The 25,479-nt window shown below is 60.0% G+C and carries 25 protein-coding genes and 1 tRNA gene; 7 read left to right on the forward strand and 19 right to left on the reverse strand.

The window, feature by feature from the left end:
• Complete coding sequence (locus HNQ81_RS05380; RefSeq protein ID WP_183349110.1) at window positions 1-153, forward strand: hypothetical protein; 153 nt, start codon at window positions 1-3, stop codon at window positions 151-153.
• Between the two features lie 67 nt (window positions 154-220).
• Here the strand turns inward: HNQ81_RS05380 and HNQ81_RS05385 are convergent, their stop codons facing one another.
• From HNQ81_RS05385 to HNQ81_RS05420, 8 genes are all read right to left on the reverse strand, one after another.
• Window positions 221-964, reverse strand: coding sequence for an NADH-quinone oxidoreductase subunit B family protein (locus HNQ81_RS05385; RefSeq protein WP_183349112.1), 744 nt, complete (start codon window positions 962-964; stop codon window positions 221-223).
• A gap of 59 nt (window positions 965-1,023) precedes the next feature.
• Window positions 1,024-2,538, reverse strand: coding sequence for a hydrogenase large subunit (locus tag HNQ81_RS05390; protein ID WP_183349114.1), 1,515 nt, complete (start codon window positions 2,536-2,538; stop codon window positions 1,024-1,026).
• The gene (locus HNQ81_RS05395) at window positions 2,531-3,958 is read right to left on the reverse strand and encodes a proton-conducting transporter transmembrane domain-containing protein (RefSeq protein WP_183349116.1); all 1,428 of its coding nucleotides are present in this window, start codon (window positions 3,956-3,958) and stop codon (window positions 2,531-2,533) included. Before HNQ81_RS05395 ends, HNQ81_RS05390 begins: the two co-directional genes overlap by 8 nt.
• Window positions 3,959-3,962: 4 nt before the next feature.
• Window positions 3,963-4,616 (reverse strand): hydrogenase, encoded by a 654-nt coding sequence (locus HNQ81_RS05400; protein WP_183349118.1) that lies wholly within the window; start codon window positions 4,614-4,616, stop codon window positions 3,963-3,965.
• Window positions 4,613-5,530, reverse strand: a complete 918-nt coding sequence (locus HNQ81_RS05405) for a respiratory chain complex I subunit 1 family protein (protein WP_183349120.1) — start codon at window positions 5,528-5,530, stop codon at window positions 4,613-4,615. The genes HNQ81_RS05400 and HNQ81_RS05405 overlap by 4 nt, the downstream gene beginning before the upstream one ends.
• A gap of 42 nt (window positions 5,531-5,572) precedes the next feature.
• Window positions 5,573-7,528 (reverse strand): proton-conducting transporter transmembrane domain-containing protein, encoded by a 1,956-nt coding sequence (locus HNQ81_RS05410; protein ID WP_183349122.1) that lies wholly within the window; start codon window positions 7,526-7,528, stop codon window positions 5,573-5,575.
• A gap of 387 nt (window positions 7,529-7,915) precedes the next feature.
• Window positions 7,916-9,100: a hypothetical protein gene (locus HNQ81_RS05415; RefSeq protein WP_183349124.1), complete on the reverse strand. Its 1,185-nt coding sequence runs from the start codon at window positions 9,098-9,100 to the stop codon at window positions 7,916-7,918.
• 317 nt (window positions 9,101-9,417) lie between these two features.
• Entirely contained in the window at window positions 9,418-10,830 is a 1,413-nt protein-coding gene (locus HNQ81_RS05420) for a transferase (protein WP_183349126.1), read from the reverse strand.
• A gap of 376 nt (window positions 10,831-11,206) precedes the next feature.
• Here HNQ81_RS05420 and HNQ81_RS05425 point away from each other — a divergent pair, with 376 nt between their 5' ends.
• Both HNQ81_RS05425 and HNQ81_RS05430 read left to right on the forward strand, forming a co-directional pair.
• Window positions 11,207-11,866, forward strand: a complete 660-nt coding sequence (locus tag HNQ81_RS05425) for a cytidylate kinase-like family protein (RefSeq protein ID WP_183349127.1) — start codon at window positions 11,207-11,209, stop codon at window positions 11,864-11,866.
• 43 nt (window positions 11,867-11,909) lie between these two features.
• Window positions 11,910-13,604: an acyltransferase family protein gene (locus tag HNQ81_RS05430; RefSeq protein WP_183349129.1), complete on the forward strand. Its 1,695-nt coding sequence runs from the start codon at window positions 11,910-11,912 to the stop codon at window positions 13,602-13,604.
• A 9-nt stretch (window positions 13,605-13,613) separates the two neighbouring features.
• Here the strand turns inward: HNQ81_RS05430 and HNQ81_RS05435 are convergent, their stop codons facing one another.
• The 7 genes from HNQ81_RS05435 to HNQ81_RS05465 form a co-directional block, all read right to left on the reverse strand.
• Window positions 13,614-13,898, reverse strand: a complete 285-nt coding sequence (locus tag HNQ81_RS05435) for an Lrp/AsnC family transcriptional regulator (RefSeq protein WP_183349131.1) — start codon at window positions 13,896-13,898, stop codon at window positions 13,614-13,616.
• Window positions 13,899-14,016: 118 nt separating this feature from the next.
• Entirely contained in the window at window positions 14,017-14,316 is a 300-nt protein-coding gene (locus HNQ81_RS05440; RefSeq protein WP_205240291.1) for a chaperone modulator CbpM, read from the reverse strand.
• A 3-nt stretch (window positions 14,317-14,319) separates the two neighbouring features.
• A complete protein-coding gene (locus tag HNQ81_RS05445; protein WP_183349133.1) occupies window positions 14,320-15,285 on the reverse strand; it encodes a DnaJ C-terminal domain-containing protein in 966 nt (321 codons plus the stop codon).
• Window positions 15,286-15,563: 278 nt separating this feature from the next.
• Complete coding sequence (locus HNQ81_RS05450; RefSeq protein ID WP_183349135.1) at window positions 15,564-17,426, reverse strand: peptidase U32 family protein; 1,863 nt, start codon at window positions 17,424-17,426, stop codon at window positions 15,564-15,566.
• Between the two features lie 40 nt (window positions 17,427-17,466).
• A complete protein-coding gene (locus HNQ81_RS05455; RefSeq protein ID WP_183349137.1) occupies window positions 17,467-18,123 on the reverse strand; it encodes a lactate utilization protein in 657 nt (218 codons plus the stop codon).
• A 33-nt stretch (window positions 18,124-18,156) separates the two neighbouring features.
• A complete protein-coding gene (locus tag HNQ81_RS05460; RefSeq protein ID WP_183349139.1) occupies window positions 18,157-18,504 on the reverse strand; it encodes a DsrE family protein in 348 nt (115 codons plus the stop codon).
• Between the two features lie 31 nt (window positions 18,505-18,535).
• Window positions 18,536-19,075, reverse strand: coding sequence for a DOMON-like domain-containing protein (locus HNQ81_RS05465; RefSeq protein WP_183349140.1), 540 nt, complete (start codon window positions 19,073-19,075; stop codon window positions 18,536-18,538).
• Between the two features lie 484 nt (window positions 19,076-19,559).
• Between HNQ81_RS05465 and HNQ81_RS05470 the strand changes: the two genes are divergently transcribed.
• Window positions 19,560-20,489, forward strand: a complete 930-nt coding sequence (locus tag HNQ81_RS05470) for a cation diffusion facilitator family transporter (RefSeq protein WP_183349141.1) — start codon at window positions 19,560-19,562, stop codon at window positions 20,487-20,489.
• A 163-nt stretch (window positions 20,490-20,652) separates the two neighbouring features.
• Here the strand turns inward: HNQ81_RS05470 and HNQ81_RS05475 are convergent.
• Both HNQ81_RS05475 and HNQ81_RS05480 read right to left on the reverse strand, forming a co-directional pair.
• Window positions 20,653-20,729 (reverse strand) — tRNA-Pro (locus HNQ81_RS05475).
• Window positions 20,730-20,965: 236 nt separating this feature from the next.
• On the reverse strand, window positions 20,966-22,546 hold the full coding sequence (locus tag HNQ81_RS05480; RefSeq protein ID WP_183349142.1) for an MBL fold metallo-hydrolase RNA specificity domain-containing protein: 1,581 nt from the start codon (window positions 22,544-22,546) through the stop codon (window positions 20,966-20,968).
• Window positions 22,547-22,989: 443 nt separating this feature from the next.
• On the opposite strand from HNQ81_RS05480, the gene HNQ81_RS05485 reads away from it, so the two are divergent.
• The gene (locus HNQ81_RS05485) at window positions 22,990-23,205 is read left to right on the forward strand and encodes a hypothetical protein (RefSeq protein ID WP_183349143.1); all 216 of its coding nucleotides are present in this window, start codon (window positions 22,990-22,992) and stop codon (window positions 23,203-23,205) included.
• 78 nt (window positions 23,206-23,283) lie between these two features.
• Window positions 23,284-23,412 (forward strand): hypothetical protein, encoded by a 129-nt coding sequence (locus tag HNQ81_RS17775; protein ID WP_275888848.1) that lies wholly within the window; start codon window positions 23,284-23,286, stop codon window positions 23,410-23,412.
• 3 nt (window positions 23,413-23,415) lie between these two features.
• On the opposite strand, the gene HNQ81_RS05490 is transcribed toward HNQ81_RS17775, so the two are convergent.
• Window positions 23,416-24,246: a class I SAM-dependent methyltransferase gene (locus HNQ81_RS05490; protein WP_183349144.1), complete on the reverse strand. Its 831-nt coding sequence runs from the start codon at window positions 24,244-24,246 to the stop codon at window positions 23,416-23,418.
• A gap of 168 nt (window positions 24,247-24,414) precedes the next feature.
• Entirely contained in the window at window positions 24,415-24,624 is a 210-nt protein-coding gene (locus tag HNQ81_RS05495; RefSeq protein ID WP_035226363.1) for a cold-shock protein, read from the reverse strand.
• Window positions 24,625-24,954: 330 nt separating this feature from the next.
• Here HNQ81_RS05495 and HNQ81_RS05500 point away from each other — a divergent pair, with 330 nt between their 5' ends.
• Complete coding sequence (locus HNQ81_RS05500; RefSeq protein WP_183349145.1) at window positions 24,955-25,461, forward strand: phosphatase PAP2 family protein; 507 nt, start codon at window positions 24,955-24,957, stop codon at window positions 25,459-25,461.
• Window positions 25,462-25,479: the final 18 nt, after the last annotated feature.

Raw genomic sequence — 25,479 nt, forward strand, 5'->3', positions numbered from 1 at the left:
ATGTTCACACGTCTTGAGGTTTTCCGTCCCGGCAGGGACCCACGGCGCTTCCGGCAGGAGATGGCGGCAAGCGCCGATGCCGCCGGTGGCAGCCGAGCGACAACCGAGGCCGTCTCCGTCACCCTACCGCTATTTGCAGCGCAATTCAACTGACCGGGGACTTCGGCCGAGATCTTTCTATTCGATTTACCCCGCCTGAAGTGGCCGGGCGGCCTGACGCTTATTTAAAAAAAGTCAGCAGGGCATGGAGGGTGGTCAGCGGATGAGGCGGGCAGCCGGGGATATAGAGATCGACAGGGAGCAGCTCGTTGAGATCGCCGACAATCTCATCGCTGCCGTAGAACGGCCCTCCTGAAATCGAGCAGGCGCCGCTGGCAATGACGACCTTCGGCGATGGCACGGCCTCATATGTCGTCAGCAGCGCCGCTTTCATGTTGCGGGAAATCGGCCCGGTCACATGGATGCCGTCGGCATGGCGCGGCGAGGCGACGAAGTCGATGCCGAAGCGGGACAGGTCGAAGAACGGGGTGTTGAGGACGTTGGTGTCGGCCTCACAGGCGTTGCAGCCGGCGGCCGAAACCTGGCGCAGCTGCAGCGACCGGCCGAAGAGCTTTTTGAAGTGCTGTTTGGCATGACCGGCCAGATCGGCGTAGCTGCCATCGGTGATCAGATCGGCCCTGGTGGCGACGCCCAGCTCGAAGTTCTGGGAAAATTGAACGAACTTTCCCTGCGACTGCATCTCGCACAGACCGCAGAAGGTGCAGCGGCCCAGGTCGATGGCGCCGCTGGCGGCGTCGATCGCCTCCTGCGGACAGGCCTCGGCGCACTGGCGGATCAGGGCCGGATCGCACTGCCGGTTGATCTGCGGCCGGCCGCGGAAGCGCTCGTACAGGGCGATCGGCTGCTTCGGGTAGGACGAGGTTCTATAGCCTTGATCCAGTCTGTTTTTGATGATCTTCAACATGGCAATACCCTTCTATCGCGCCGGAGCGCGGTCATCCTCGAGCGGCGAACCGTCTGCCATCACAGGTCGAAGCCGCAGTAGGAAAGATTGTAGCTCTTGTTGCACAGCGGAAAGTCGGAGATGCCCTGGTTCCGCAACGACATCGCCAGACCGGTCCAGTTGTGGAACGACGGGTCCTTGACCTTGTAGCGGACGATGGCGCCGTCGGCCCCGGTCAGGACGCAGTGCGCGATCTCGCCCCGCCAGCCCTCGTTGATGGTGACGACCAGCGAATCGGCGGCGAGCCGGCGCTCCTCCATCATCATCGCCTTGGCCGTCGTTTCCGGGCGCTGCAGCAGCAGTTCGATCAGGGCGAGCGAATGCATTATCTCCTCGCGCCGGACGGTGGCCCGGCTGTAGACGTCGCCGCTCGTCATCTGATTGGTGTTGTGCGGCAGTTCGGCATAGCATTCGCTTGGAAAGGCGACCCGCGCGTCATAGGGGAGACCACAGGCCCTGCCGGCATAGCCGACGAGCCCCAGGTCCTCGGCCATCTCCCGGCTGACGATCCCGGTATTCTCAAACCGGGCCTGAACGGTATGGGCGGAAAACAGCAGGTCGCAGACATTCTTGACCTGCGGGGTGATCTCTTCAAGCTTGGCGGCGATCAGCTTTCTCTGCTCATCCCCCATGACAAAGGCCACCCCGCCCGGCCGGACCAGCCCCTTGCCGAAACGGTTGCCGCACAGGACCTGCAGCAGGTTGAGGAAATCGCCGCGCATCCGCCCGAAATAGGCGGCCGGCGGATTGAAGGCGACATCGCCGCTCAGGGCCCCGAGGTCGCCGAGATGGTTGGCGATCCGCTCCAGTTCGAGGGCGATGGTCCGTACAATCCTGGCGCCGACATCGACCGTCAGCCCGGCCAGGGCCTCGAGCGCCTGGCAGCAGCAGAGGTTGTGGCCGATCGCCGTGTCGCCGGCGATCGCCTCGCAGATGATCGGCAGCCGCCGCTGCGGCACCGTCGGCAGCAGCCTCTCGACCCCGCGATGCTGATAGCCGAGCTGGATTTCGAGATGGAGCACCTCCTCGCCGGCGCATTGGAAGCGGAAATGGCCCGGCTCGATGATGCCGGCATGGACCGGCCCGACCGCCACCTCATGAATCGCCTCGCCTTCGACCGTGAAGCAGCCGTATTTCCCCGGGATCTCCTCTCCGCCGTAATCGTTGCCGAAGACATCGTCGGCGCCGCTGTAGTTGCGGTGATAGCGCACCATCTTCAGCCACGGGTGGGCGGTCGGACGGATGCCGTACTGCTCGGCGATCTCCCGCTCGAACATGTGAAATTTCTCACTGACCCAGCCGGTCAGCGACGGAAATTCAGCCCCGACCACACAGCTGGTCACATACAGCCTGTCGTTGCGCACGACGGCCAGCAGTCTGGTGATCCCGTTTTCAGCGAAGGCGAAGAACTGCACCACGAAACCGCCGTTCCTGACAAATTCGGCGAGGGTCATCCCGAAGGTCTCGACACTGACGTCCGGGATGTCGGCCCGCCTGACGACCTCGCCGTTGGCTATCTGCAGGAGGTTATCCATTGACGCTCCCTCCGAGTACCTTGATTGTATCGATGATGACCTCAAATATGGTCTCCGGCATCCACAGGAACAGCCCGATGGAGGTCAGGAGGAGGACATAGGAAGGAATGATCCGCAACATCCGCTCTTCGACGAGAACGTCCTCACCGGCATTGGCAAACGAGATCCGCATGACGATCCGCGCCGCCCCGGCGAACACGAGGGTGAGGCAGAAGATGAAGCCGGCGAGGACGACGAATCGTCCCCTTTGGAAGGCCCCCATGATGATCAACAGTTCGCTGATGAAGATACCGAAGGGGGGGAAACCGGACACCCCGGCAAAACCGGCGAAGAAGGCGACAAAGGTTTTGGGGAAGAGCCGGGCGAGATTGCCGGTCTTCTTGACCAGCCGGGAACCGAAGCCGAGCAGGATATTGCCGGCCGAAAGGAACAGCGACGACTTGATCAGCGAGTGGTGGATCAGGTGGAGGATTGCGCCGTACAGGGCGATCCCGCCGATGCCGACGCCGATGGCGATGACCCCCATGTTCTCGACGCTCGAGTAGGCGAGCAGCCGCTTGTAGTCGGGCTGGTTGAGGATGAAGATCCCGGCGACGAACATCGACACCAGGCCGAAGCCGATCAGGATATTGCTCGAATACGCACCCAGACCGGCGACGTGCATCAGGACATGGACCTTGTAGATTCCGAGGAAGGCGCAGTTCAGCAGGGCCCCGGACAGCAGGGCCGAAGCCGGGCTCGGCGCCTGGCTGTGGGCGTCGGGCAGCCAGGTATGCATCGGCGCCAGACCCATCTTGGTGCCGAAACCGATCATGATGAAGATGAAGCCGGCCTTCAGCCAGATCGGGTCGAGCTGGCCGGCCACCGCATTGAGCGAGGAGAAGGTCAACGGCGCATCGATCTCCTTGATGTCCATCGCCAGGGTGATGAAAAAACAGCCGAGCAGGGCGAGGGCGATCCCCACCGAACAGATCAGGACATATTTCCAGGTGGCCTCGAGGGCCTCCTTCGAGCGGTTGATGAAGATCAGCGGCGCACTGACCAGGGTCGTCGCCTCGATCGCGATCCACAGGACGATCGGGTGATCGGCCAGGGTCACCATGCTCATCGTCCCGAGAAACAGCAGCATGCAGCTGATAAAGATGTGCTCGCTCTGCATCTCGGTCTCGTTCATGTAGGAGATGGCGTAGATCGAGATGAACAGGAAGATGAAGGAGGTGACGAGGAGGACCAGCAGCCCCTCCGGCGAGGAGGAGAAATAGTCGGGGAAATAGGGGTCGAGTTTGCCCAGCCAGCCCATCACCGTCAGCTGCAGATGGAGCAGGGCGGCGACGATCAGGATGCCCCGGCCGAGAGAGACCGGCAGGAAAAACGCCGCCCCCCCCATGACGATCGGCAGCAGAAAGACAAATTCCAGCATATTCTCAGTCCTTTAAACGCCCAAGAAGGGCAGTGTCGACATCATCGAAGGCGCGGTTGATATTGTTGAGGATGATGCCCATGATCATCACCCCCACCAGCACATCGAGCAGAACCCCGAACTCGACGACATAGCGGGTATGGCTCTGTTTGGTCAGGGCGGTGCCGATCAGGTAGATGCCGTTTTCCAGCATCAGATAGCCGATGACCTGGGTGATCGCCTTGGTCCGCGACATCATCAGGAACAGGCCGGCGCCGAGGGTGGTGATCGCGGTGATCAGCAGCAGCGAATGGCCGCCCGGCAGGGTCAGCTGCAGTTTCTCGGTGATGAAGAGGGAGACCAGGATCATGATCAGGCCGAAGAACAGCGAGGCATGATAGCCGATCAGCGGCTCGACCTCGCGCTTGATCGCCACCCGTTGAACGGCGAAATACAGAAGGCCGGGGATCAGCAGGCCCTTGATCAGGATCATGATCTGGAAGAAGATGATCCCGCCGCTGCCGATGGCCTGGTGCTGTTCGAGAAACAACGGCACCAGCGACACCATGACCCCCTGTAATCCCATGATCTTCACCAGGGTCATCATGCGGTTGGACTCGAGCGAAATCAGCACGGACAGCAGGATCAGAACCAGAATGGCGTCGGAGAGATTGATCATTGCATGAAGCCCATCGTCAGAATGGCGGCGAAAAACACCAGGGTGAAGGAGGTCAGGATGTACTTGGGCACCAGGTTCATCTTGAATCGGGCCATCGTCGATTCGGTAACGCCGACGGCGACATAGACCAGGGTCAGAATCCCGTAGAACAGCAGACCGTTGACGAGGATGCCGGCCGGAACCGGAGGCTGGAGCAGATGGGTGATGAACACGGAATAGAACAGCAGCTTGAAGAAGGCCCCCAGCTCGATCAGGGCGAGGTCGGGACCACTGTGGTCAAGGATCATGACCTCGTGGATCATCGTCAGTTCGAGGTGGGTCTGGGGATCGTCGACCGGCACCCGCGAGTTCTCGGTCAGCAGCACCATGAACATCGCGACGATGACGAACAGCAGCAGGGCTCCGGTCGGGCCGGCAAGCGAAACCGCGTTTTCGCCATGGAAATAGTCGGCAAGGCTGAGCGAACCGCTGACCCGGTAGAACAGGATCAGCACGGCGAAGATCGTGGCCTCGGCCAGGGTCGAGAAGAAGGCCTCGCGGGCCGCTCCCATCCCCTCGAAGGGCGAGGCGGTGTCGAGGGCGGCGGCGATCGTGAAGAACCGGCCGATCCCCATGATGTAGAACAGGACGATGACATCGCCGTGAAAGGAGAAGAGCGGGGCCGTCCCCGCCAGCGGGATGAAGAGCAGCGGCATCAGGGCGGCGGTGAACGATACGGTCGGCCCCATCTTGAAGACAAAGCTCGAACTGGTACTGTAGACCGATCCCTTACGGCACAGCTTGGCCAGGGTGTAGTACTTCATCAGCAGCGGCGGCCCCTGCTTGCCGGCGACGAAGGCCTTGGTCCTGTTGATGATCCCGGGGAAGAGCGGCGCCAGCAGCAGCGCCAACATAAACGAAAGAAGTGATTCCATTCCTACCTCTGCCTGCGATGGATGGCCAGACCGCTTGTCGCCTCAGAAGACAAGCAGCAGCACCACGATGGTCAGGACGATATAGCCGATATAGAGCTGGATGTGACCATGCTGGATCCAGCGCAACCTGTCGAGAATCTTGACCAGAGGCTGGAGAAGATACCGGTGCATGCCGATTTCGGCTATATCATCAACCCTGGTCTCATAGGTCGTCGCTCCGGGGAAGATCCGGCGGATTCCCGAATACACCGTCCGTATACTGACGAAAGGTTGAAAAAACTCGACGATGCTCATCGCGTAGGAGGTGCCGGTGTACTGCATCCGGACATTGGGCTGGGTAAAGCCGCAGCCCCAGGTCGGCCCGCTGGCGATCTCCTTTCCGGCGTACAGCACCCGGCGCAGCAGAGTGACGCCGAGCAGAATGCCGAGGAAGAGCCGGGCGGCAAACGCCAGGTTGCTTATCAGCACCTGCCCGGTTCCGGGTTCGATCGCCCCGATCATCGCCATATCGCGGAGGCCGAAAAAGGCCAGCTCCACGAAGGGTGCCGGAAAGATGCCGATGACGAGGCAGAGCACGGCGAGCAGCAGCAGCGGCAAGGTCATCGACGCCTGAACCTCGGAGGCCCGGGCCGCAGCCTCCGATCTCGGTTCGCCGAGGAAGACGATGCCGACGACCTTGGTGAAGCAGGCGGCCGCCAGACCGCCGATCACCGCCAGGGAGATGATCGCCAGGCTGGCGAAGAGAAAGGAAATGCCGGGCAGCGTCAGCCCCTGGAAGGCGGCAAAGTAGATCAGGAATTCACTGATGAAGCCGTTGAACGGCGGCAGGCCGGAGATCGAGATGGAACCGACCAGAAAGGTCCGGCCGGTGGTCGGCATCCGCTTGATCAGCCCGCCAAGCTCGTCGACGTGTCGGGTCCTGGTCTTCTGGAGGACGGCCCCGGCCCCCATGAAGAGCAGCGATTTGAAGATCGAATGGTTGAGGACATGGAGCAGGCTGCCGGCAAAGCCGAAGATCGCCATGGTCGCATTGCCGGTCGCCACCCCGATCATTCCCAGACCGGCGCCGATCAGGATGATGCCGATGTTCTCGACACTGTGATAGGCCAGCAGGCGTTTGATGTCATGTTTGCCGAGGGCATAGACGACCCCCAGGACCCCTGACGCCATACCGACGGCAAGGATGATCTGGCCAGGCAGCATTGAGGTGTCGCCCAGAAGCGTGTAGAACCGGAAGATGCCGTAGATCCCCATCTTGATCATCACCCCCGACATGACCGCCGAGATATGGCTGGGGGCGGCCGGGTGGGCGTGCGGCAGCCAGATATGGAGGGGAAATATCCCCGCCTTTGAACCAAAGCCGAGAAGGGTCAGGATAAAGACCGCCAGCTTGAGCGGGGAGGACAGCTGGTCGAGACCGTCGAAGGAAAAACTGCCGGTGACGCTGTAGATCAGACCGAAGGCGGCAAAGATACACATGGCGCCGGCCTGGGCGAAGACGAAATAAAGATAGCCGGCGGCCCTCGTCTCTTTTTTGTGAAATTCATGAACGACGAGGAAATACGAGGTCAGCGACATCACCTCCCAGGCCAGGGCGAAGGTGATCAGCGAATCGGCGCAGACCACCAGCACCATCGACACGATCAGCAGCGACAGACAGCAGTAATTGACGGCGATCCGCCACGCCTCCTCGGATTTGTCCATATAATGGAACCCATAGAGCGCGGCCAGCGGACAGATGAGAAAGATGGGAACGAGAAAGAATACGGAAAGGGAGTCGATCGAAAACGTCAGGGTGAGAAATTGCTGCCAGGCCCAGGTCGTCGTTGGCGGGCCGGTGTCCTGCAGTGCCGGCGTGAGCGCCATCAACCCGAGCATGGAACCGACGACGGTGGCGATGACGGCTGCCGCCTTCATGACCTTGAATTGCCGATACAGCAGCAGCGGCAGGATGCCTCCCGCCAGAATTACCGCCAGTGCATAAAAAAGAGTATCCATCGATCCCCTTGGAAATAAGAGTATCTCGAGACATCCCTTCACTGCATGACTGGAGCCAGGACTGCAAAAGCGGTGTAATCCAGGTCAACTCACTGTATTCGACTTTTGAGTCGTTCTGTTGTGGCGCAAGAGAGGCAACCCTCTTCGTCATCGTCAGCTATGGGGGAGAAAACACTCAAGATCGGATTCCGGCCCATGGTTGGCGCTGCAAAATCATGACTGTATACTTATCCAACCATCACCGCGTCAAGCAAAAAGCTCCGGCTTTTCGAAAAAAGGCCGACCTGCAACTATACAGTAAATCGATAAATTTGCATGAATATATGCCGTCGGTGACGACCGGCGACGACCGGCCATTGAGGTCCCGGCCGTCGCAGGTTGAAGAGGCTAGCGAGGAGTGCGGATATCGAAGCGGGGTGAAAAGATCATGCGGATGATCTGTTCCTTGAGATCGGTCTGATCCGGGTTGGTCATTTCCTGTTCCATCAGTTTGGCGAACAGTTCGTCCTGCTCCAGAGGATGCATCCCGCCGGAGATCGGGCAGGCGTCCTTCAGCTGGATATGGGCCGCCCAGGGAACGAAATAGGTCGTCGACGGGAAGGTTTCGTACGTCGAGATATCGACATTCAGCCCGGCAATGTAAAGCAGGTTCTTGCCGTTGTATTCGGTGCCGCGGCGGATCGACTCGACCGTGCGGGCGAACTCCATCTGGATATTGATCTTGGCCGCCTTCATCGCCGGGCTCTTATGGGTGACGATGATCGGCATGAACTCGATCAGGTTGCGCTCGAGCAGGATCGATTCGTCCGTTTCATGGAGATCTTCGCGGAAGTAGAAGAGATCGGAAGTCAGCAGTTCCCCCATCGTCTCTCCGGTCCCGCCTTTCCAGACGTAGCCTTCTTTGTCGAGACGCTCCCGGAAACTGTCGGAGACCTCGTAGGAATGGGAGGTGCTGTGGGTGGCGACCGGGACGATCCGGCCGTCGTCACTGATTTTGGCAACATCCCGGAGCCGTAGCACCAGCCCGTCGGTCACCGGTTTGGTGGCGAAGTCGATGAATGAATCCTTGGCGGTGATCAGGCACCGGCCACTTGCGTCTCTGCTGAGAAAGATCCGTTTCTGGGCGAACTGGTACTGCTCGAGATAGGGGGCGATGGCGTGGGTGATCTTGCCGCACGACGGGGTGAGGCAGTTGCCTTCCGTCTTCGGCCGCTCGCAGGTGCCGTAGATCCCGGTTTTCGGGTCGTAGCCGACATGACTGGCCTGGACGATGACCGAATCCTCGCCGTGGTGGGCATGCGGACCATGGCGATCGGTGGCGATGATCCCGCCGACCCGCCCGTGGTTGAAGGGAAAGGTGCCGAAGTGTTTGGTCAGCAGGATGATGGGGAAGCCCTGGTTTTCGTCGGAGCAGAAGGCCCGGGAGGGCATGATATAGCCTCTCCTGAACCCGAGTGACAGACAGAGATTATATAATCTGGGAACGAACTCGGGGTACGGGATAGCCAGCCCCTGGATTTTGAACTCTCCGATATCACGGACAATTTCCGGCTCTCTCGATGTAGTATTCATTGCACACTCTCATTCGTGGTTGGTCATTGCACAATCGTCGTTGTCATCCATTAAACGGCCGCTCCGAACTTCTCCTGAAACCAGGCCGGAACCGGCGATGGCCAATCATTGGAAACTCCATCAAGGAGCGATTTGCTGTATCCCTGGGGACCTCTCTCGTATTCTTGTCGGTTGCGCAGGCAGGTCCTGCACCATCATGCCTATCAAACAATGCGGCAGGCAGCATACCATCTTCATATCGTCCGGCGCAATGACCTGCCGCCGGGCGGTTGCCGATTCTTCCACCTGCAGCGCCGGGCTGGACCCGCGGCGCTGCCTCATGGTTCAATGGTGATCGTCGGATAGATCCCCCGGTTGGGGCCGGTACGGTACGGCTGGATCATATTGAAGGACGCACTCTGGTCGCTCTGGGCATGGCCCCGGTTGCGGCCCTTGGCGTAATAAGCGCCGTTCAGTTCGAGAATATGCTCGAACCGCTTGCGGAAGGCCTCGACAAAGGCATGGCCGTCGCCATGGAACGTCATGTTGCCGAGGGCCACCTCGGTCTGTTTGGCGAGATCGTCAAGGGCGATCGAATTCGTCTGCAGGTCCTGCTGCGACCCGATGAACCCCCAGACCAGGCGGTTGGCCGGTATGGTGATCGGCTCGACCGCATCGATGATGGTGTGCGGCATGATGATGCAGCCCGCGCCGATCTCGATCCGGGCCTCCGTCTTGCCGTTGAGAAAGCAGTTGAAGGCAACGAAGATCTTCTCGCCTAAGGTGGAGTGGATGATCTTCGCCCCATGGGCGGTGACGTTGTACCCGGAGAGGGTCGAGTCGATGATGTAGGTATTCTCCTGGGCGTTGGAACCGACGCCCATCTCGGCATTCTCGAGATAGGCCCTCTGGCAGATCAGGACGTTTTTGCCGATCCGGGTCTTGCCCTTGATCAGGGCGAAGCGGTTGACGGTCGAACTCTGCGGGGTGTCGAGGGCATCCATGTTGACCTGCTCGAACAGGCGCTCGAAATCGGTCTTGCGGCTTTCGACGAAATCGATCAGCAGCCCCACCGGTTTCCACGCTTCATCCATCGCCACGTAGCGCTTCAGCACCTCCTCGGGATAGGTGTACTGGAAGGAAAAGGCATCGTTGGCGATCCACACCGTGCCCGGCTTGATCGCCCGGTGGAACAACTCCTCCGCCTGGACGTAGGAAAACTCGCCGATAATGCAGGAATGCAGCGACATGTGATCGACCGTGGCGAATACCCCGATGTAGCACCCCTCCATGGTCGCGCCATGAATATTGGAAAAATGGCCGGCGACCGTGTTGCGGATGAAAAACTCCTCCGGGGTCTCGAGGTTGTGGGACTTGCTGTGGATCAGGGTGCGGAACAGGAAACTGTCCCTGATGATGATGACCTCGTCCTCCACCAGCGGCAGTTCCTTCGAGCCGAAGACGATCGCCTCGCCTTTTCTTTTCAGTTCGTCGCCCCGGACATCGCTCTTGTAGACGACGGAGCGGTTGACGATACACTTGCCGAGGAAATAGCTGGCGGCAATGTTGGAATTGCTGAACTGAAGCCGCAGCGGATGTTGCGACGTCACCGCGTAGGAGGCATAGTAGTCCAGCATATTCGCCAGATTGGCGGAGGCATTGATGAACGGCCCGACATCAAAGCCGAACTCCTCCAGATTGACGTTGACCCGGGTAGCGATTCTCTCGATCAGCGATAACAGTTGTTTCATCTATCCTCACGCCCTTCGTTGTATTCTCTGCCTTGAGGACCGGAAAATCCGGCCCCCTCCCCGCACATCCGTGCTCGCCTGGATCTCTTCCCGACCGATCCGTCGAAAAAAATACCATATTCCGCCTGAAATTCACCGTTTCGATTTTCTTTTCGATCGAAATTCCATACTCTGCACCTCTTGAGATGGCGACCGGAAGACAAAAGCCGGAACAAGAAAGTACCGATCTTCCTTTTTATTGACAGGCCGCATTTTGCCTCTTATGACTATGGCCGATATTTGTCACCGCGTTCGAGCCTCATCGTTGTCAGGACCGTTCCCCGCATGACGACAACCGGGCGGCTCAATCTTCGCCATTCGACCCAAGGAGAAATACATGTCGATCGTCACCATCACCAGGGGATCATATAGCAGGGGCAAGGAGGTGGCCGAGAGGCTGGCCGCCAAGATGGGTTACCAGTGCATCTCGCGCGATGTCCTGCTCGAGGCCTCGGAAGAATTCAACATCCCGGAAATCAAACTGGTTCGCGCCCTCAATGACTGCCCGAAGGTGCTGGAGAGGTTCTGGGGCGGTTCCGAGCGGTATGTAAAATACTACCGCTCCGCCCTCCTCGACCATGCCCGCAAGGACAATCTGGTCTATCACGGCCTGGCCGGCCATTTCTTTCTCCGCGACATCCCGCACGTCCTGAAGATCAGGATCAACGCCGACATCAAGACCCGCGTCAAGGAAGAGATGTCGAGGGAAAATATCTCCGCCGAAGAGGCCCTCTACGTCCTCAAAAAAGACGACGAGGAACGCCGTAAATGGGGAATTCAGGTCTACGGCATGGACCCGTGGGACAGCCGCCTGTATGACATGGTCATCAATATCAGCATGATGACCGTCGATGACGCCGTCGACATCATTTACGCCCTGCTGCAGAAACCGACCTTCAAGACCAGTCCGCAATCGCAGCATCAGGTCGATGACCTGGCCAGGACCGCGAAGGAACAGATCGAAAAGCTGCGCTCCCTGGGCTCGACGCTGTTTTAGCCGGTTTCCCGTTCATGGCCCTCCATCCCCGGGTCCGGAGGCCATGAATGTACGTGGATCAGCCACCCATTCCGACACTATGCAGATCAACCGGTCCCACCCTCTGTGGAAGATCGCCGCGGCGCTGCTCTTCTTCCTGCTGATCAGGCAGATCCTCTCCTATATCGCCCTTTCCAGTTATTTTTCGGCGACCGTCGACGCCGATTTCGACCATCCCGACGTCATCGACATCTACTACGCCAGCAGCGCCGCAACCTTCAGGGAGGAGCACCGCCAGAGCTCCGAGGCCTTCACCCCCGGCCTCAGGGAGAAAAAACAGATCGACCTGACCGATGGGGTGGCGAGAAAGATCCGCATCGATCTCGGAGGACAGGGAGGGCAGGTCAAACTGTACAGCCTGAGATTGAAAAGTCATTTCGGCGGCGCCAGGACCTTCGATGCCCGGCAGATCTTCGACGGCTTCACCCCGGCCAACGGTATAGAGTCCTACACTCTCGAAGGCGATCATGTGCTGGTTCACACGACAGGAGTCGACCCGCACATTGTCCTCAAGGGGAAACTGCGGGAAGAGAATGCGATGGTCGGCACCTTCCTGCCGGCAGTCTATGCCCTGGCCTTTCTCCTCCTCCTCTCCCACGCCAACCTTGCAGCATTCCCGGCCATCGCCGACCTGCAGGGCAAATCATCTTCGATCGGCCTGCATCTCGGGTCTCTCGACGGCGTCCGGGGAGTCGCGGCGCTGATGGTACTGGCGGAGCACACCGGCTTACTGCGGGGGATCGGCTCCCTCGGCGTCTGGCTCTTCTTCTGCCTGAGCGGTTTTCTCCTGGCGGCGCCGTTCATCACAGAACCGTCCCGGGCCGTGTCGCCCCGTTTCATGGCCACCTATCTTGTCCGCCGGATGAAACGGATTCTGCCGATGTACTATGCGGTTCTCGCGGCCTCCCTGATGTTCAGCGGCAAGACCGACCAGTTCATCCGCCACATTCTCTTCCTGCAGGGTGATGGGCATCTCTGGACCCTGCCGCAGGAGATGTTTTTCTACCTCGTCCTGCCGCTGGTCGTCGCCGCCATCTATCTGCTGTGCCGCGGCAACCGGCTGCTGGCCGTGTTCTTCCTCCTGCTGCTGCTGGTCGTGGCGAACAGGTACATGTCCACCCGCTTCATCTCGCTCTATGGCTACGGCAAGAAACTGGAACCGATGATCGGCATCTTCCTCTCCGGCATGATGTTCGCCTACCTGTATCACTGGCTGGGGAGCAACCGCCTGTTTCTGAAACTGGACCGGACCCATGTCCGGCGGTTCTGTTCGCTGGCGGGGTTGATCCTGCTGGCCCTGCTGCTGGTCCTGTCGGCACGGCTGGTCCCGGCGTGGGCCCACGTCAATGCCCTGAAGAATCCCGGCACTTTCGGCTTCGCCGCCGGGCTGTTCATCCTGCTGCTGGTCCTGGCCAACAACACCCTGTTGAGCCGGATCATGAGCTTTCTTCCACTGCGCGCCGTCGGCCTCGTCGGCTTCAGCTACTACCTGTTGCATCCGACCCTGCTGAACTTCATCAGGACCGAGTTCCAGGACTATTTCGGGGTCCGCCTGAGCGGCCTGCCGATGTTCGTCCTCGCCGGCCTCGCCACCTATGGCCTCGCCGCCTTCACCTATACCTACATCGAACGGCCCTTTCTGCGATCGACGGCCGCGACGCCACCGCAGCAGCAGCAGGCATCTTCAGGCTCGGCCTGAAGGCCCCCTTCAGATTCCATCCAGCCCGATTGTGAACATGGTCTCGAGGTCATGGCGGGAGAAGGCCTTGAAGGCAAGCATGGTCTCGGTCTTGAGGATGGCGTCGATCGTCAGCAGCCCTCTGGTGACGAGCTCGGAAAGGTCGTCGTTGGTGGGAACACGGCAGATGGCGACCAGGTCGTAGGTGCCACTCACCGAAAAGACCTCGGAGACGCCTTCCGTATCGGCCAGCTGCTGTGCCACTTCATTGATCTTCGACCGCTCGACATTCATCAGGATGATAGATGTAACCATAAAATTTTTCTCCAATAAATATTATACAATTACCCATTCGCGACAATCGATTGACAGCATCGGCACATGCCGGCACTCCGCCGGAGACAGTGCTGATCCCGTCCCGATCCGCATCAGGTCAGGTCATCTGCCGGAGCCGGCTGCGCAGTTCTTCCAGCTCATCGAGCAGATCGAGGGCCAGGGCGGCCCCCGGCAGGTTGACGCCGAGATCGTGCTGCAGCCGGCAGGTCACCTGGATCCGTTTGATCGCCATGGCATCGAAGCGCCACGTTTCAGGCGACGGGCCTTCCGGGGTCAGGACGCCCTCGTTGACCATCTCGAAGACCAGTTCATGATCGACCCGGCAAATGGTGCAGATTTCGCTGAAACCCCAGGTCATGTCTTCGTCCAGAACTGTGATACAGTATTTTTCCATCATGGCTTATCCTCCCAGTCCGGACCGGGGATTGAAGGGCATCAGTTGCGCCATCCGCCTGTACAGTTCCTTCTGTTCGGCCGTCCGGGCCTCAGGGACATGAACGGCCAGGGTCACATACTGGTTGCCGATCTGGTATTTCGAGCACAGCCCTCGACCCTTGAGGCGTAATTTCTGACCGTTCTGGGAGTTGGCGGGCAGTTTCAGATCGACCTTGCCGCCCAGCGTCGGCACGGCAATGGTCGCACCCAGCGCCGCCTCCCACGGGGTAACCGGCAGGGTGAGATAGATATCCCGCTTGACGACCGTGAAAACCGGGTGCGGCAGGAAGACGATCTCAAGGAAGAGATTGCCATGCGCCATCCCCCTCGCCGCTCCCGCCTCGCCCTGGCCTTCGAGGCGGATCTGCTGTCCTTCGATGACTCCCTTCGGAATCGTGACCTGCAGCGATTGGGGCTGGACACTGATGCGGCCGCCCCCCTCATCGACCGTCCGGTTCAGGGTGATCGTCTTTTTTGCCCCGAAATAACTGTCTTCAAGCGAGATCGATATCTGCGCGTGGAGGTCGCGGCCGATATCCTGGAATCCCTGGTCGAAAAACGAGAAGCCCTCCGGGGCCTGCCTGCCCCGGCCGCCCCCGAACAAGGACTCGAAAAAGTCGCTGAACTGGTGTGTTGAGGCCCCGCCGGTACTGAAGCCGCCGCTCCGGAACCGCTCCTCCCAATCGGGGGGCGGGCGAAAATCCTGGCCGGCCTTCCAGTTGGCGCCGAAACTGTCGTAGGCCTTGCGCTTCTCCTCGTCCTTCAGGACTTCATAGGCCTCGTTGATCTCCTTGAAGCGGGCTTCGGCATCCTTGTCCTTGCTGACATCGGGATGGTACTTGCGGGCCAGCCGACGATAGGCCCGCTTGATCTCCTCCGCCGAAGCATCCTTGGCAACATTGAGGGTCTTGTAATAATCCTTGTATTCCATAGCACATCCTCGGGCTGTCCGCAGCCCCGCTGTATTGACCGCAACATGTGTTGATCTTACAACGATAATCAAGAACAGACATCACGCAACCGGGAACAGGGATGGGATGAGGGCACGAGGCGTCATCCCCTGCCCGGCAGGGGATATTGCACTCTCCCCCGGCCCTCCCGTCAGCGGCGGACGGCGCTGACGGCCAGTGAGCCGATCGCCGCAACAGGTCATCGACATCCAGCTTCAGTACAGCATACCCCGGCCGGAAGATCAATGCCTTCCCCGCCTCACGGGGAGGCTTTTTTCGACTGCAGCACCAGCATTTCGCAACGGCCGCAGTCGAACCGCAACTCATAACAGCCGGTATTGTCGCAAAGGGTCAGCGGTTCAGGGATCTCCGCATTGTCCTTGTTGTCCTTCGGGCAGATGCCGAGCTGCCGCTTGAGGCAGTAGCGGCAGGTCATCAGGGGAGCATCGTCCGCCATTTCCAGAGCGGCGGCGGACGGGGGAAAGGTGGTGACGCCATGGCGGCGATAGAAACACCGCGCCCGCTCGTTGGTGATATTGGCCAGAGAAGCCGTTTCTGCAGCCGGCCAGACCGCCGTGCCGACCTCCTTCTTCCTGGTCGGCCGCTGGTGGCGGGCCAGACGGGTCTCGACATGGGAAGCCAGGGCCGTGCGCCGCAGGTCGTTGAGGGCCGCCGCCGGGACATGAATCGATGAATCGACGGCGACAGCGACGTGCCGGACGGAAAAGACCGTGCCGCCGCTTTTCCCCATCTGCCGCCTGACAACCTCGTCGATCCGGCCGGGGGCTATTGCTGCAATCTTCTCCAGAGGCATCGCAACGGTCGTGGTGCAGCCATCCTCATCGAAGACAACGCAGCGGAGCCCGGTTGCCGTCTCCTCGACCCGGAGATCGATCCCGATCTTCCGGCAGTCTCTGCTGGCCGCCAGCCGGCGGGTGAAGGCACTGTCAAAGTTGCGATAGATCCTGGTCCCCGGTTCGATCGCCGCCATCTCCTGCGGATAAATCCTGGACCCCTCGACGCGGTTGGCCTTCATGCCGACCAATGTCCCCTGCCGGTCGAAAAAGCAGAGACCGTCACCATTGTTGATCTCCATCTCCGTGTCGATGGTGAAATACTGGCGCTCGACCTTGTCGACGGTGCCGACCGGCTGCCCGGTGGCTTTCGGGCTATCGATCGATCCCGGACGATTGCGGCGATCGACCAGAAAATAATCGGTCCCGCTGCGGCTGAAGGTCCTGATCGGATCGGGAACGAAATCGAAGCGGCAGCGGCCGGAGGAGGAGCGGCGCCGGTCGCCGTCGGCTTCGAGCAGCCGGTCGAGGATCAGCCGGTAGGCGGCGGTGACGTTTTTGACATAGCGTTCATCCTTGAGTCGCCCCTCGATCTTGAACGAACTGACCCCGGCCGCCAGCAGCTCGCGAAGGTGCTGCGACAGGTCGAGATCCTTGAGGGAGAGGAAATAGCGATCCCGGCCCAGCTTTTTCCCGCTGCCGTCCCGAAGACTGTAGCGATGACGGCAGAACTGGGCGCACTCGCCGCGGTTGGCGCTGCGGCCGAGAACCTTGTCGCTGATGTAGCATCTGCCGCTGTAGCAGACACAGAGGGCGCCATGGACGAAACATTCGAGGGGGATCGTGGTGGCGGCCCGGATCGCGCCGATTTCGGCGAGGCTGAGTTCCCGGGCCAGGACGACCTGGGAAAAACCGACCTGTTGCAGGAACCGCACCTTGTCGACCGTCCGGTTGTCGGTCTGGGTCGAAGCGTGGAGCGCGATCGGCGGCAGGTCGCACTCCAGCAGACCCATATCCTGAATGATCAGGGCATCGGCGCCGGCATTCCACACGTCATGGGCAAGGGCGGCAGCCTCCTGAAGTTCGGCATCGGTGAGGAGGGTGTTGAGGGCGACATATACCCGGGCGAAATAGCGGTGGGCGTAACGCGCCAGCCGCTCGATGACGGCGAGGTCATTGCCGGCGGCGGCCCGGGCGCTGTATCGCGGCGCCCCGATATAGACGGCGTCGGCCCCATGATCGATGGCGGCGATGCCGCAGTCGAGGTCCCGGGCCGGGGCGAGCAGTTCCACCGGGTGGGAGGGGAAGGGCGATTTTTCAGGGTCCATGCCCGGATGCCTGGCTGTCGGCAACGAGATCTCCCGGCCGTTACAGGCCGAGGTCGGCGTTGATCAGCACGACCGTGATCCGTCCCTTGGGATAGGATCTTTCGGTGATGATCCAGCTGTTGCAGATCCGCCCCGGGCTCCGGCAGTCGGCGCACCGGGCGGTTTCGACACAGGGAGTCCTGCAGTCGAGCCGCATCGCGTTGACCGGTGCGGCATAGTTCTTGATGCGCCGCATCGCAGCCTCGAGATCGGGGACGATCTTGTTGCGGCCGACGAGGACGACGACCTCCTTCGGTCCAAAGGTGATCGCCGCGACCCGGTTGCCGATCATATCGAGATTGACCAGATGCCCGGCCTCGGTGACCGCGTTGACGCCGCTGCAATAGAGGTCGGCGAGCAGGGCCCGGCGGCGGCGCTCGAATTTTTCGGCCGCCGGTATCTCCGGCTCATCCGGACGGATGACCTCGTAACCGCAATCGCCACGGTTCAGGAAATCATGGAGACCGGCGGCCTTCAGGGTCATCGAGCCGCCATAGGAGACGACCCGGGCCGCGCTCGCCGGGAGGATATCATCGCGGACCACTCTCCCGGCAGCGGCGGCCGTATCGACGACGACGGCCGCAAAGTTGTTGGCAATCAACCGCTCTTTGACTTCCTGCAGGCGCAACTGCCAGTAGTGCTGCAGCGGATCCTTCATTTCCCCTCCTTCCATCGCCACTCGCGATTAATGTCAGAATGTAATGATTTCATACCCATCGCTGACAAAACGCTCCAGTGACGGATGCCCTTTCATCTCACCGTCGATGGGGAGACCCTGCTCCTGGGCACTATTGAAGGCACCCATCTTCACCGAACAGGACTCACAGACGCAGGCCAGCAGACGCTTGTCGATCATCTCCTTGTAGAGACTGGCGAAAGGCGTCCCGGGACGGGCCAGTTCGGGAATGAGCCTGGTCGCCGCCCCTTCGATGACGACCTTGACATCATACCCCTTGCCGTGAAAATCGAGGGCATACAGCATGACATGGGCGAAGCAGGTAAGTTCGCCATCATAGGCGATAAGGGTGATCTTTTTCATTTTTCCTCCATGTGATCAATATCTTTACTCATCATAGGGCCAACCCGAAACCGGCACGGTGGTGAAAATCGGCCTTTGTGCCCCGGTGCCGAAGGGCCCAGTACGACAACGCACCGTGACGGTGTTCAAGAACAGCAGTGATTCCAACCTCAAGGGCGACTTCCTCCCGGATGATCGGGGAGAGATCGATGGTCATCCCGACCCGGATCCCGTCGCCATCGGTATCGATCATCGAGGGCAGGCGGCTGATGGCCGTGACCTCGGCCATGCCGGTGCGGTACCGGTCGAAATGGTAGACATTCCAGTCGCCATTCGGGGCGAGGTTGACCTCCCAGTACTCCTCCGCCTCCTGTATCGCGATGAAGCACTCGAAACAGGTGTGCCGCCACAATTCGTGCCGACGGCGACAAGGTCCCCTCGCTTCGGGCACCGCAAGCCCGCCGAATCCCCCAGTGACCAGATAATCCAGGGAGAGGATGTTGTCCCGGCGCCGGGCCGTCCCCGTGATCGCCACACGGAGGCTGGCGGTGTCCGGGACTGGATCGAAGCGTTGCAGGGAAAAGATTTGCATCCTCAGGCCTCGCGCCCGGAATCCGCCTCAGCGACCGGTCCGGACCACAGCGGCATCAAGCCGGTCACCACAATTGGATTGAAAGAAGGTCGAGCGGATCAGGGGATAGTTCTTCTGCGAATATTCGGCCATGGAATCTCCGGCGGCGGAGCGGTTCGGGGAGATAAACGCACAGGCGATCAATGGTCGGCCGACGCCCTCCTCCCTGGTATTTACCCAAAGAACGATCGTCTGACAAGATCCCAACCAACCCTTGCGCTTCAAGGCAACGGCCTGATGCCGGGTTGGCGCCTTTGCACCGGCCACTCCTCATTGCTCCGGGGGAATGGCAGTCCGGCCGCACCCAGGTTCTTTCGCCTTGTCAACCAATACCGCTGTCACTATAATCATCCCCTGACAACACCTACAATTCCAACAGGCAGATTCGCCGGGCCAATCGGAGACGGTTCCAATACCATCAGGCGACAACAGCGACTGGAGGGGCATGGGCACAGGCAACCGACAGCAGCAGGGGATGTTCGCCGTCCACCTCGGCCTGGCGACCAACGCCGTCCTGGCCGTGCTGAAGACCGGCATCGGCATCGTCGGCCACAGCCCGGCCCTGCTCGCCGACGGCATCAATTCGACCTCCGATGTCGCCTACGGGGTGGTCGTCAGCATCTTCATGCGCCTCTCCGGCAAACCGGCCGACCGTGAACATCCCTATGGCCACGACCGGCTCGAATCGATCGCCGCGGTCGTGATCGGCGCCTTTGTCATCACCACCGCCATCTCGATCTTCTGGTCGGCAATCGACAACATCTACGAACTCCACCGCGGTCAGAGCGATTTCCTCGGCGCCTCCCGCCTGGCCCTGTGGATCGCCGGGGCGACCGTCATCGTCAAGATCGCCCTGGCCCTGTGGACCAAAAGGGTCGGCGACCAGACCCGGAACACCGCGGTCATCGCCCTCGCCGCCGACCACCGCAACGACATCTTTTCCGCCCTCGCCGCCACGATCGGCATCGTCTTCGGCCGGATGGGCTTTCTCTGGATCGATCCCCTCGCCGGCGGCCTGGTCGCGCTGATCATTCTGAAAACCGGAATAGAGATCATCCGCCAGGCCAGCGCCGACCTGATGGACACCCTCCCCGGCAAGGACCTGAGCCGGCAGATCGCAGACCTTCTCCAGGATGTCCCGGGCATTGAATATATCGAGGACATCCATGGCCACCGCTTCGGCCCCTACCTGGTGATCAACATCACCGTCGGCGTCGCCCCCGATATCACAGTGGCCGAGGGCGACCGGATCGCCTGCCGGATCGAAATGATCCTTCTCCACCAGATCGACTTCATGCGCCGGGTCTTCGTTCACTATCACCCGGCGGCACCGCGACCGCCTCTGGGAACCACGGCGATCGGAACCGCACCTTGAAGCCATGCCGCCTCATATTCCGTTCGGTCATTGGCAGGCAACGGCCGGGAACTGCTGAAAGAGGACCGGCCTGCGGCATCCTGACCGTTGCTCCAAGGACACCTCATACAAAAAAAGCCCTGGTACATATGATTCAATATGTACCAGGGCTTGCATATCTGACTGGTCGGGATGAGAGGATTTGAACCTCCGACTCCAGCGTCCCGAACGCTGTGCTCTACCAGACTGAGCCACATCCCGACCCTTGCCGTTTTCCCGTGCGCACATCCCCGGGACAACGGATGAGCCATTAATATATGCTCAGACCGGCAAAGTCAAGAGCAAAAGCCCGTCTGTCAAAACTCCTCCCCCGCCACCCCGCAACCCGCTCCCCGACCTCCATCATGCCGGCAAACCCGGTCAGGTCACCAGCCTGCGCAGTGCCAGAAACCGGCTCACGGTCTGCACGGACCCTCTTTCATCCGGTTTTCTACCGATCAGTTGATGCTGATGCTCTGACCATGACAGGGAACGGTAACGTCGAACCCCTGTTCACGGAGATAGGTGGCGAAGGCCAGCGACTGCTCCTCCTCGCCGTGGACCAGGGCGATCTTCTTGATGCGCAGATTCGAATCTCTGACCAGCCGGGTCATTTCATCGCGGTCGCCATGGGCACTGAAGCCGCCGACGGTCTGGACTCTGGCCCGCAGCGGGTACTCCTTGTTGTAAAAGGTGAGGATCGGCGCCGGCCCCTTGCGGCCTCCCTGCTCATAGGCCTGCCCCAGTTCCTGGATCCGCCGCCCCAGGGTGTTCTGCCCCATGTAGCCGACAATCAGCACCGTATTGCGTTCATCGTGGATCTTGTGCCGCAGGTGATGGAGGATGCGCCCACCCTCGCACATTCCCGAACCGGAGAGGACGATATGCGGCCGCTCATCGCGGTTGAGCGCCATCGAATCCTCCACCGTATGGATGAATTTGAGATCCTCGAAACTGAAGGGGTTGCGGCCGTTCTGCAGGAAGGTCCGGTGGGTGTCGCTATCGTAGGTCTCCGGGTGTTCGCCGAAGACGTGGGTGATGTCGGTGGCCAGCGGACTGTCGATATAGACCGGGATCTTGGGCAGTTGCCCTTCCATGTAGAGCTCATGGAGAAAATAGATCAGTTCCTGGGTCCGGCCGAAGGCAAAGGCCGGTACCAGGACCGAACCGCCCCGCGCATACGTCTCCTGAACGATGCGACGGAGCGCTGGCTTCATATCGACAACCGGATCGTGGAGGCGATCGCCGTAGGTGCTCTCCATGATCAGCAGATCGATATCGCGGTGCTCCTCGGCAAACTGCAGCGTCGGGTCCTCGATGATCGGTTTGCCGAATCGGCCGAGATCGCCGGAGAACATGAGGGTGCGCCGCTGGGCGCCGGTCCCGCGCTGGAGGACGACGATGGCCGAACCGAGGATGTGCCCGGCATCATAGAGCGTGCAGGTCAGGTCCCGGCCGACGACGACAGGATGACGATACGGCACACCCTCGAAATACTCCAGGACCTCCTCGGCGGCCTGAATCGAGTAGAGCGGTTCGATGATCTCGAGATGGTTGGTGCGCAGGATTTTTTCGATCAGCGGGACGTTGAGGTACTGGTTCTCCGTCTTCAGGGTCAGGCCGATCTCATGCATCTCGGCCTTTGACAGCCTGGCCTCGACATTGCCCGCCCTGACTTTGGCGAGGAAGTTGCGGGCGGTCTTGTAGTTGAGGTAGGCGGCATCGCCTTCCTGTATCTTGGCCGAATCCCGCAACAGGTAGGCGCAGGCATCGGCCGTGGCCCTGGTGCAGAAGACCCGGCCCTTGAACCCCCTGCCGGTCAGCATCGGCAGGCGTCCCGAGTGATCGATATGGGCGTGGGACAGCACGACATTGGTGATCGCCTGGGGATCGACCTCGAGAACCCGGTTTTTTTCATCGCTTTCTTTCCTTCTGCCCTGGAACATACCGCAGTCGAGCAGAATCTTGTCATTGTCGGTGGTCAGGGTATGAAAAGAACCGGTAACCTCCCGTGTCGCTCCATGAAATGTGACGTGCATGTTGCTCCTCTTCGTTCAGTCTTCGTTTTTTGGTGGGGATGCAGGGCCATTGGTCTTCTTCCCTGCATGGTATCAATCCGCAGCCAGCCTCGGTTGGTTGATTTAGACCGAAACCGGCAGTCCCCGGTGGGAAGGAACGCAACTGCCGCAGCGATTCCGGTTCATCGAACAGCATCAACGACATATGAAAAGCCCACCTGCATGCGGGCCGGCGGCAGTTACATCGGTATAGCGACAGCCCTTCCGATCGGATATCGCCGCCTCATTCTTCGACAACTATACCATAACCCATTCGATCTACAATACAATTCATCATAACGGCGGAGTCCGCGACCAGTGGGAAGGTGCCACTTCGTCAGACCTGTGACATAATAGTCCAATTGCAAATCACTTGCTCCCAACACCAGCAGCGGAGGCTCAGGACATGGCGGACTTTCCCTTGCATGGGCGCAACCAGTTCACCGGCAGGGCGCTGTATCTCGGCAATCGCCTTGATCTCCAGTCGTTCCGCGCCCCCGTCGTCTCACCACTTCGCCGCTCGCCATCAGAGCCGCAGCCTGCTCAGTCATATCGGCGATGTCCTGATGATTCAGGTACGAATGGTCGAAAGGGTCGAAATCAGCGAAAAGCCGGATCTCCTCTGGGGCCTGCCCCAGTAGGAGCGGCTGTATGCCGACCTTGAGGACAACTACGAACTGCGGGAAAGATAACGGGCGATCGAACGCAAGCTTGAACTGGTGTCGCGCACCGCCGAAACCCTCTTCGGCCTCCTGCAGAACAAGCGCTCGCTGCGGGTCGAGTGGTATATCTTGCTCCTGATCGTCATCGAGATCCTGCTCACGCTGTATGAGATGTGGCTGGCCTGAGGTTCAGTCGATCACGGCGTCGACGCAGATCCGGTACAGCCGCGGGGTGCAGTGGCCGCAGACAGTCACTGTTGCCGACACCAGGGACCTGCCCCGTTGCCGGCAGATTTCCTCGACCTTTTCGATCGATGCGGCGAAACCGCCCTTCTCCTGCATATCGTAGAAGTGCAGCCGTCCCTGGCACTGCAGGGAGTCAAGAGCGGAATGAAGAAAGGCCTCGGCCGATTTCGGCAGGGGCATGACGACCCGGTCGAAGGTCATGTTCAATTGCGGCGCGACCGCCCTGACATCGCCCTCGTACAACCGGACATTGGTGATCTTCCGGTTGTACAGAAGATTCTTCACGGCGTAGGCATGGGCGATCGGGCTTTTCTCTATACCAATAACCCGGCACTGCGGCTGGATTCGGCCGATGACCAGCGGGTACGGGCCTATTCCGGAAAAAAACACCAGGACTCGCTCACCCGGTTGTACCAGCGCGGCGATGCGCTGGCGCTCATTGCCGCTGCGGACGGAATAATAGACGGCCTCCGGATTGACCAGCAGACGCACCCCGTTTTCCCGGTGAAGCGTTTCCTTGCGATCTTCTCCGCCGATGATCTCCAACGGCAGGGTTCGAAATTCACCGTCATAGACCCCAGCCCGCCGGGCGACGACCTTGATGTGGCGATGCAGATTGAGGATGGCCCCGGCAATGAGTCCCTTTTTGCCAAGCAACCCATCCGGGATGACGATGATGGCGATATCGCCGACAACATCATACGACTGAACGAGTATCGCCAACTCCTCCGGCGCCAGATGGCCCCTGAGAATTTTTTTCAGTTCCCCGCCCATATTGAAAGCATTTCCGCAAAACCCGGAAGTGCGGCACCCTCTCCTGCGAACGCGGAGAATCGCCGACAAAAAAAAGGCGTCATGGAAGGAGACCGATCGCCAATTCCATGACGCCTGATCGGAGATGAATTCCGCTCCAGCTCCGGCAGCAGAGAAGCCTGGAGAAGACTATTTCCCTTTGATCTTTACGACATTGTCAGCGGCAGGGCCCTTTGGTCCCTGGACGATATCGAAACTGACACGAGCGCCTTCCTCGAGCGATTTGAACCCTTCAGATTTGATCGCAGAGTAATGAACGAAGATATCCTTTCCCCCATCTTGCTCGATAAAACCAAACCCCTTCGCATCATTAAACCACTTCACTGTACCTTCAGCCATCTTCTAACTCCTTTGTGCATTGTTCTATAAACGGTTTTTGAGATACCATCCCGGTTATCCCAGCACAATTTTACCTATCCGTAAAAAATTTTCAAAGAAAAAGAAAAGATACATGAATATTTCCCTCCTCCCATCCACCCATGACACAATCGCACAACTCGCCTTGCCTCTCCATCCATACACAACCGCTAACTGTCCATTTTAATGACTTTTGATCGGACGAAGCTGTCGGCCACAGGGCGATGCGGCATCGCTCTGCCCCGCCTTGACATTCCCTCCTTTCAATAGTAGCGTAAACACTATACGCAGCCCCCTTTTCCCTGGATCTTGATGGACTCCTTCTTCACCGCCGTAACCTGGCTCGGCTCACTGTACGTCCTCCTGCCGTCAACGGCCCTGCTCACGCTGCTACTGCTTATGGCGGGAAGGTCAAGCGATGCTGCGCTGCTCGGTATCAGCCTGCCGGTCACTACCATTGCCGTCCATCTCATCAAACTCGCCGTCCGCCGCCCTCGCCCGGAGGCCCCGGGTCTGCCGATATCGATGCCTCCCGACTGGTCGTTCCCAAGCGCTCACACGGCCCAGGCGACGGCGTTCTTTATGGTCCTCGCCTTGATCGCGATCCGCCGACTGCCGCCGCGCCTGTCCCTGCCGACGGCTCTGTGCGGCATGCTGATCGTGGCCGGGGTCGGCTATTCGCGCATCTACCTCCAGGTCCACTACCCCACGGATGTCATCGGCGGATTGGTCGTGGCGATCATCATCGTCATGCTGGTGCAGAAATCTCTCCTGCATCTCCCATTGCACACACGGAACAAGGACCCAAGACAGGGCTAACCGACAAACCTCCTCCTC

The sequence above is a fragment of the Desulfoprunum benzoelyticum genome (genome assembly GCF_014201505.1).
GTDB classification, from domain to species: Bacteria; Desulfobacterota; Desulfobulbia; order Desulfobulbales; family Desulfocapsaceae; genus Desulfoprunum; species Desulfoprunum benzoelyticum.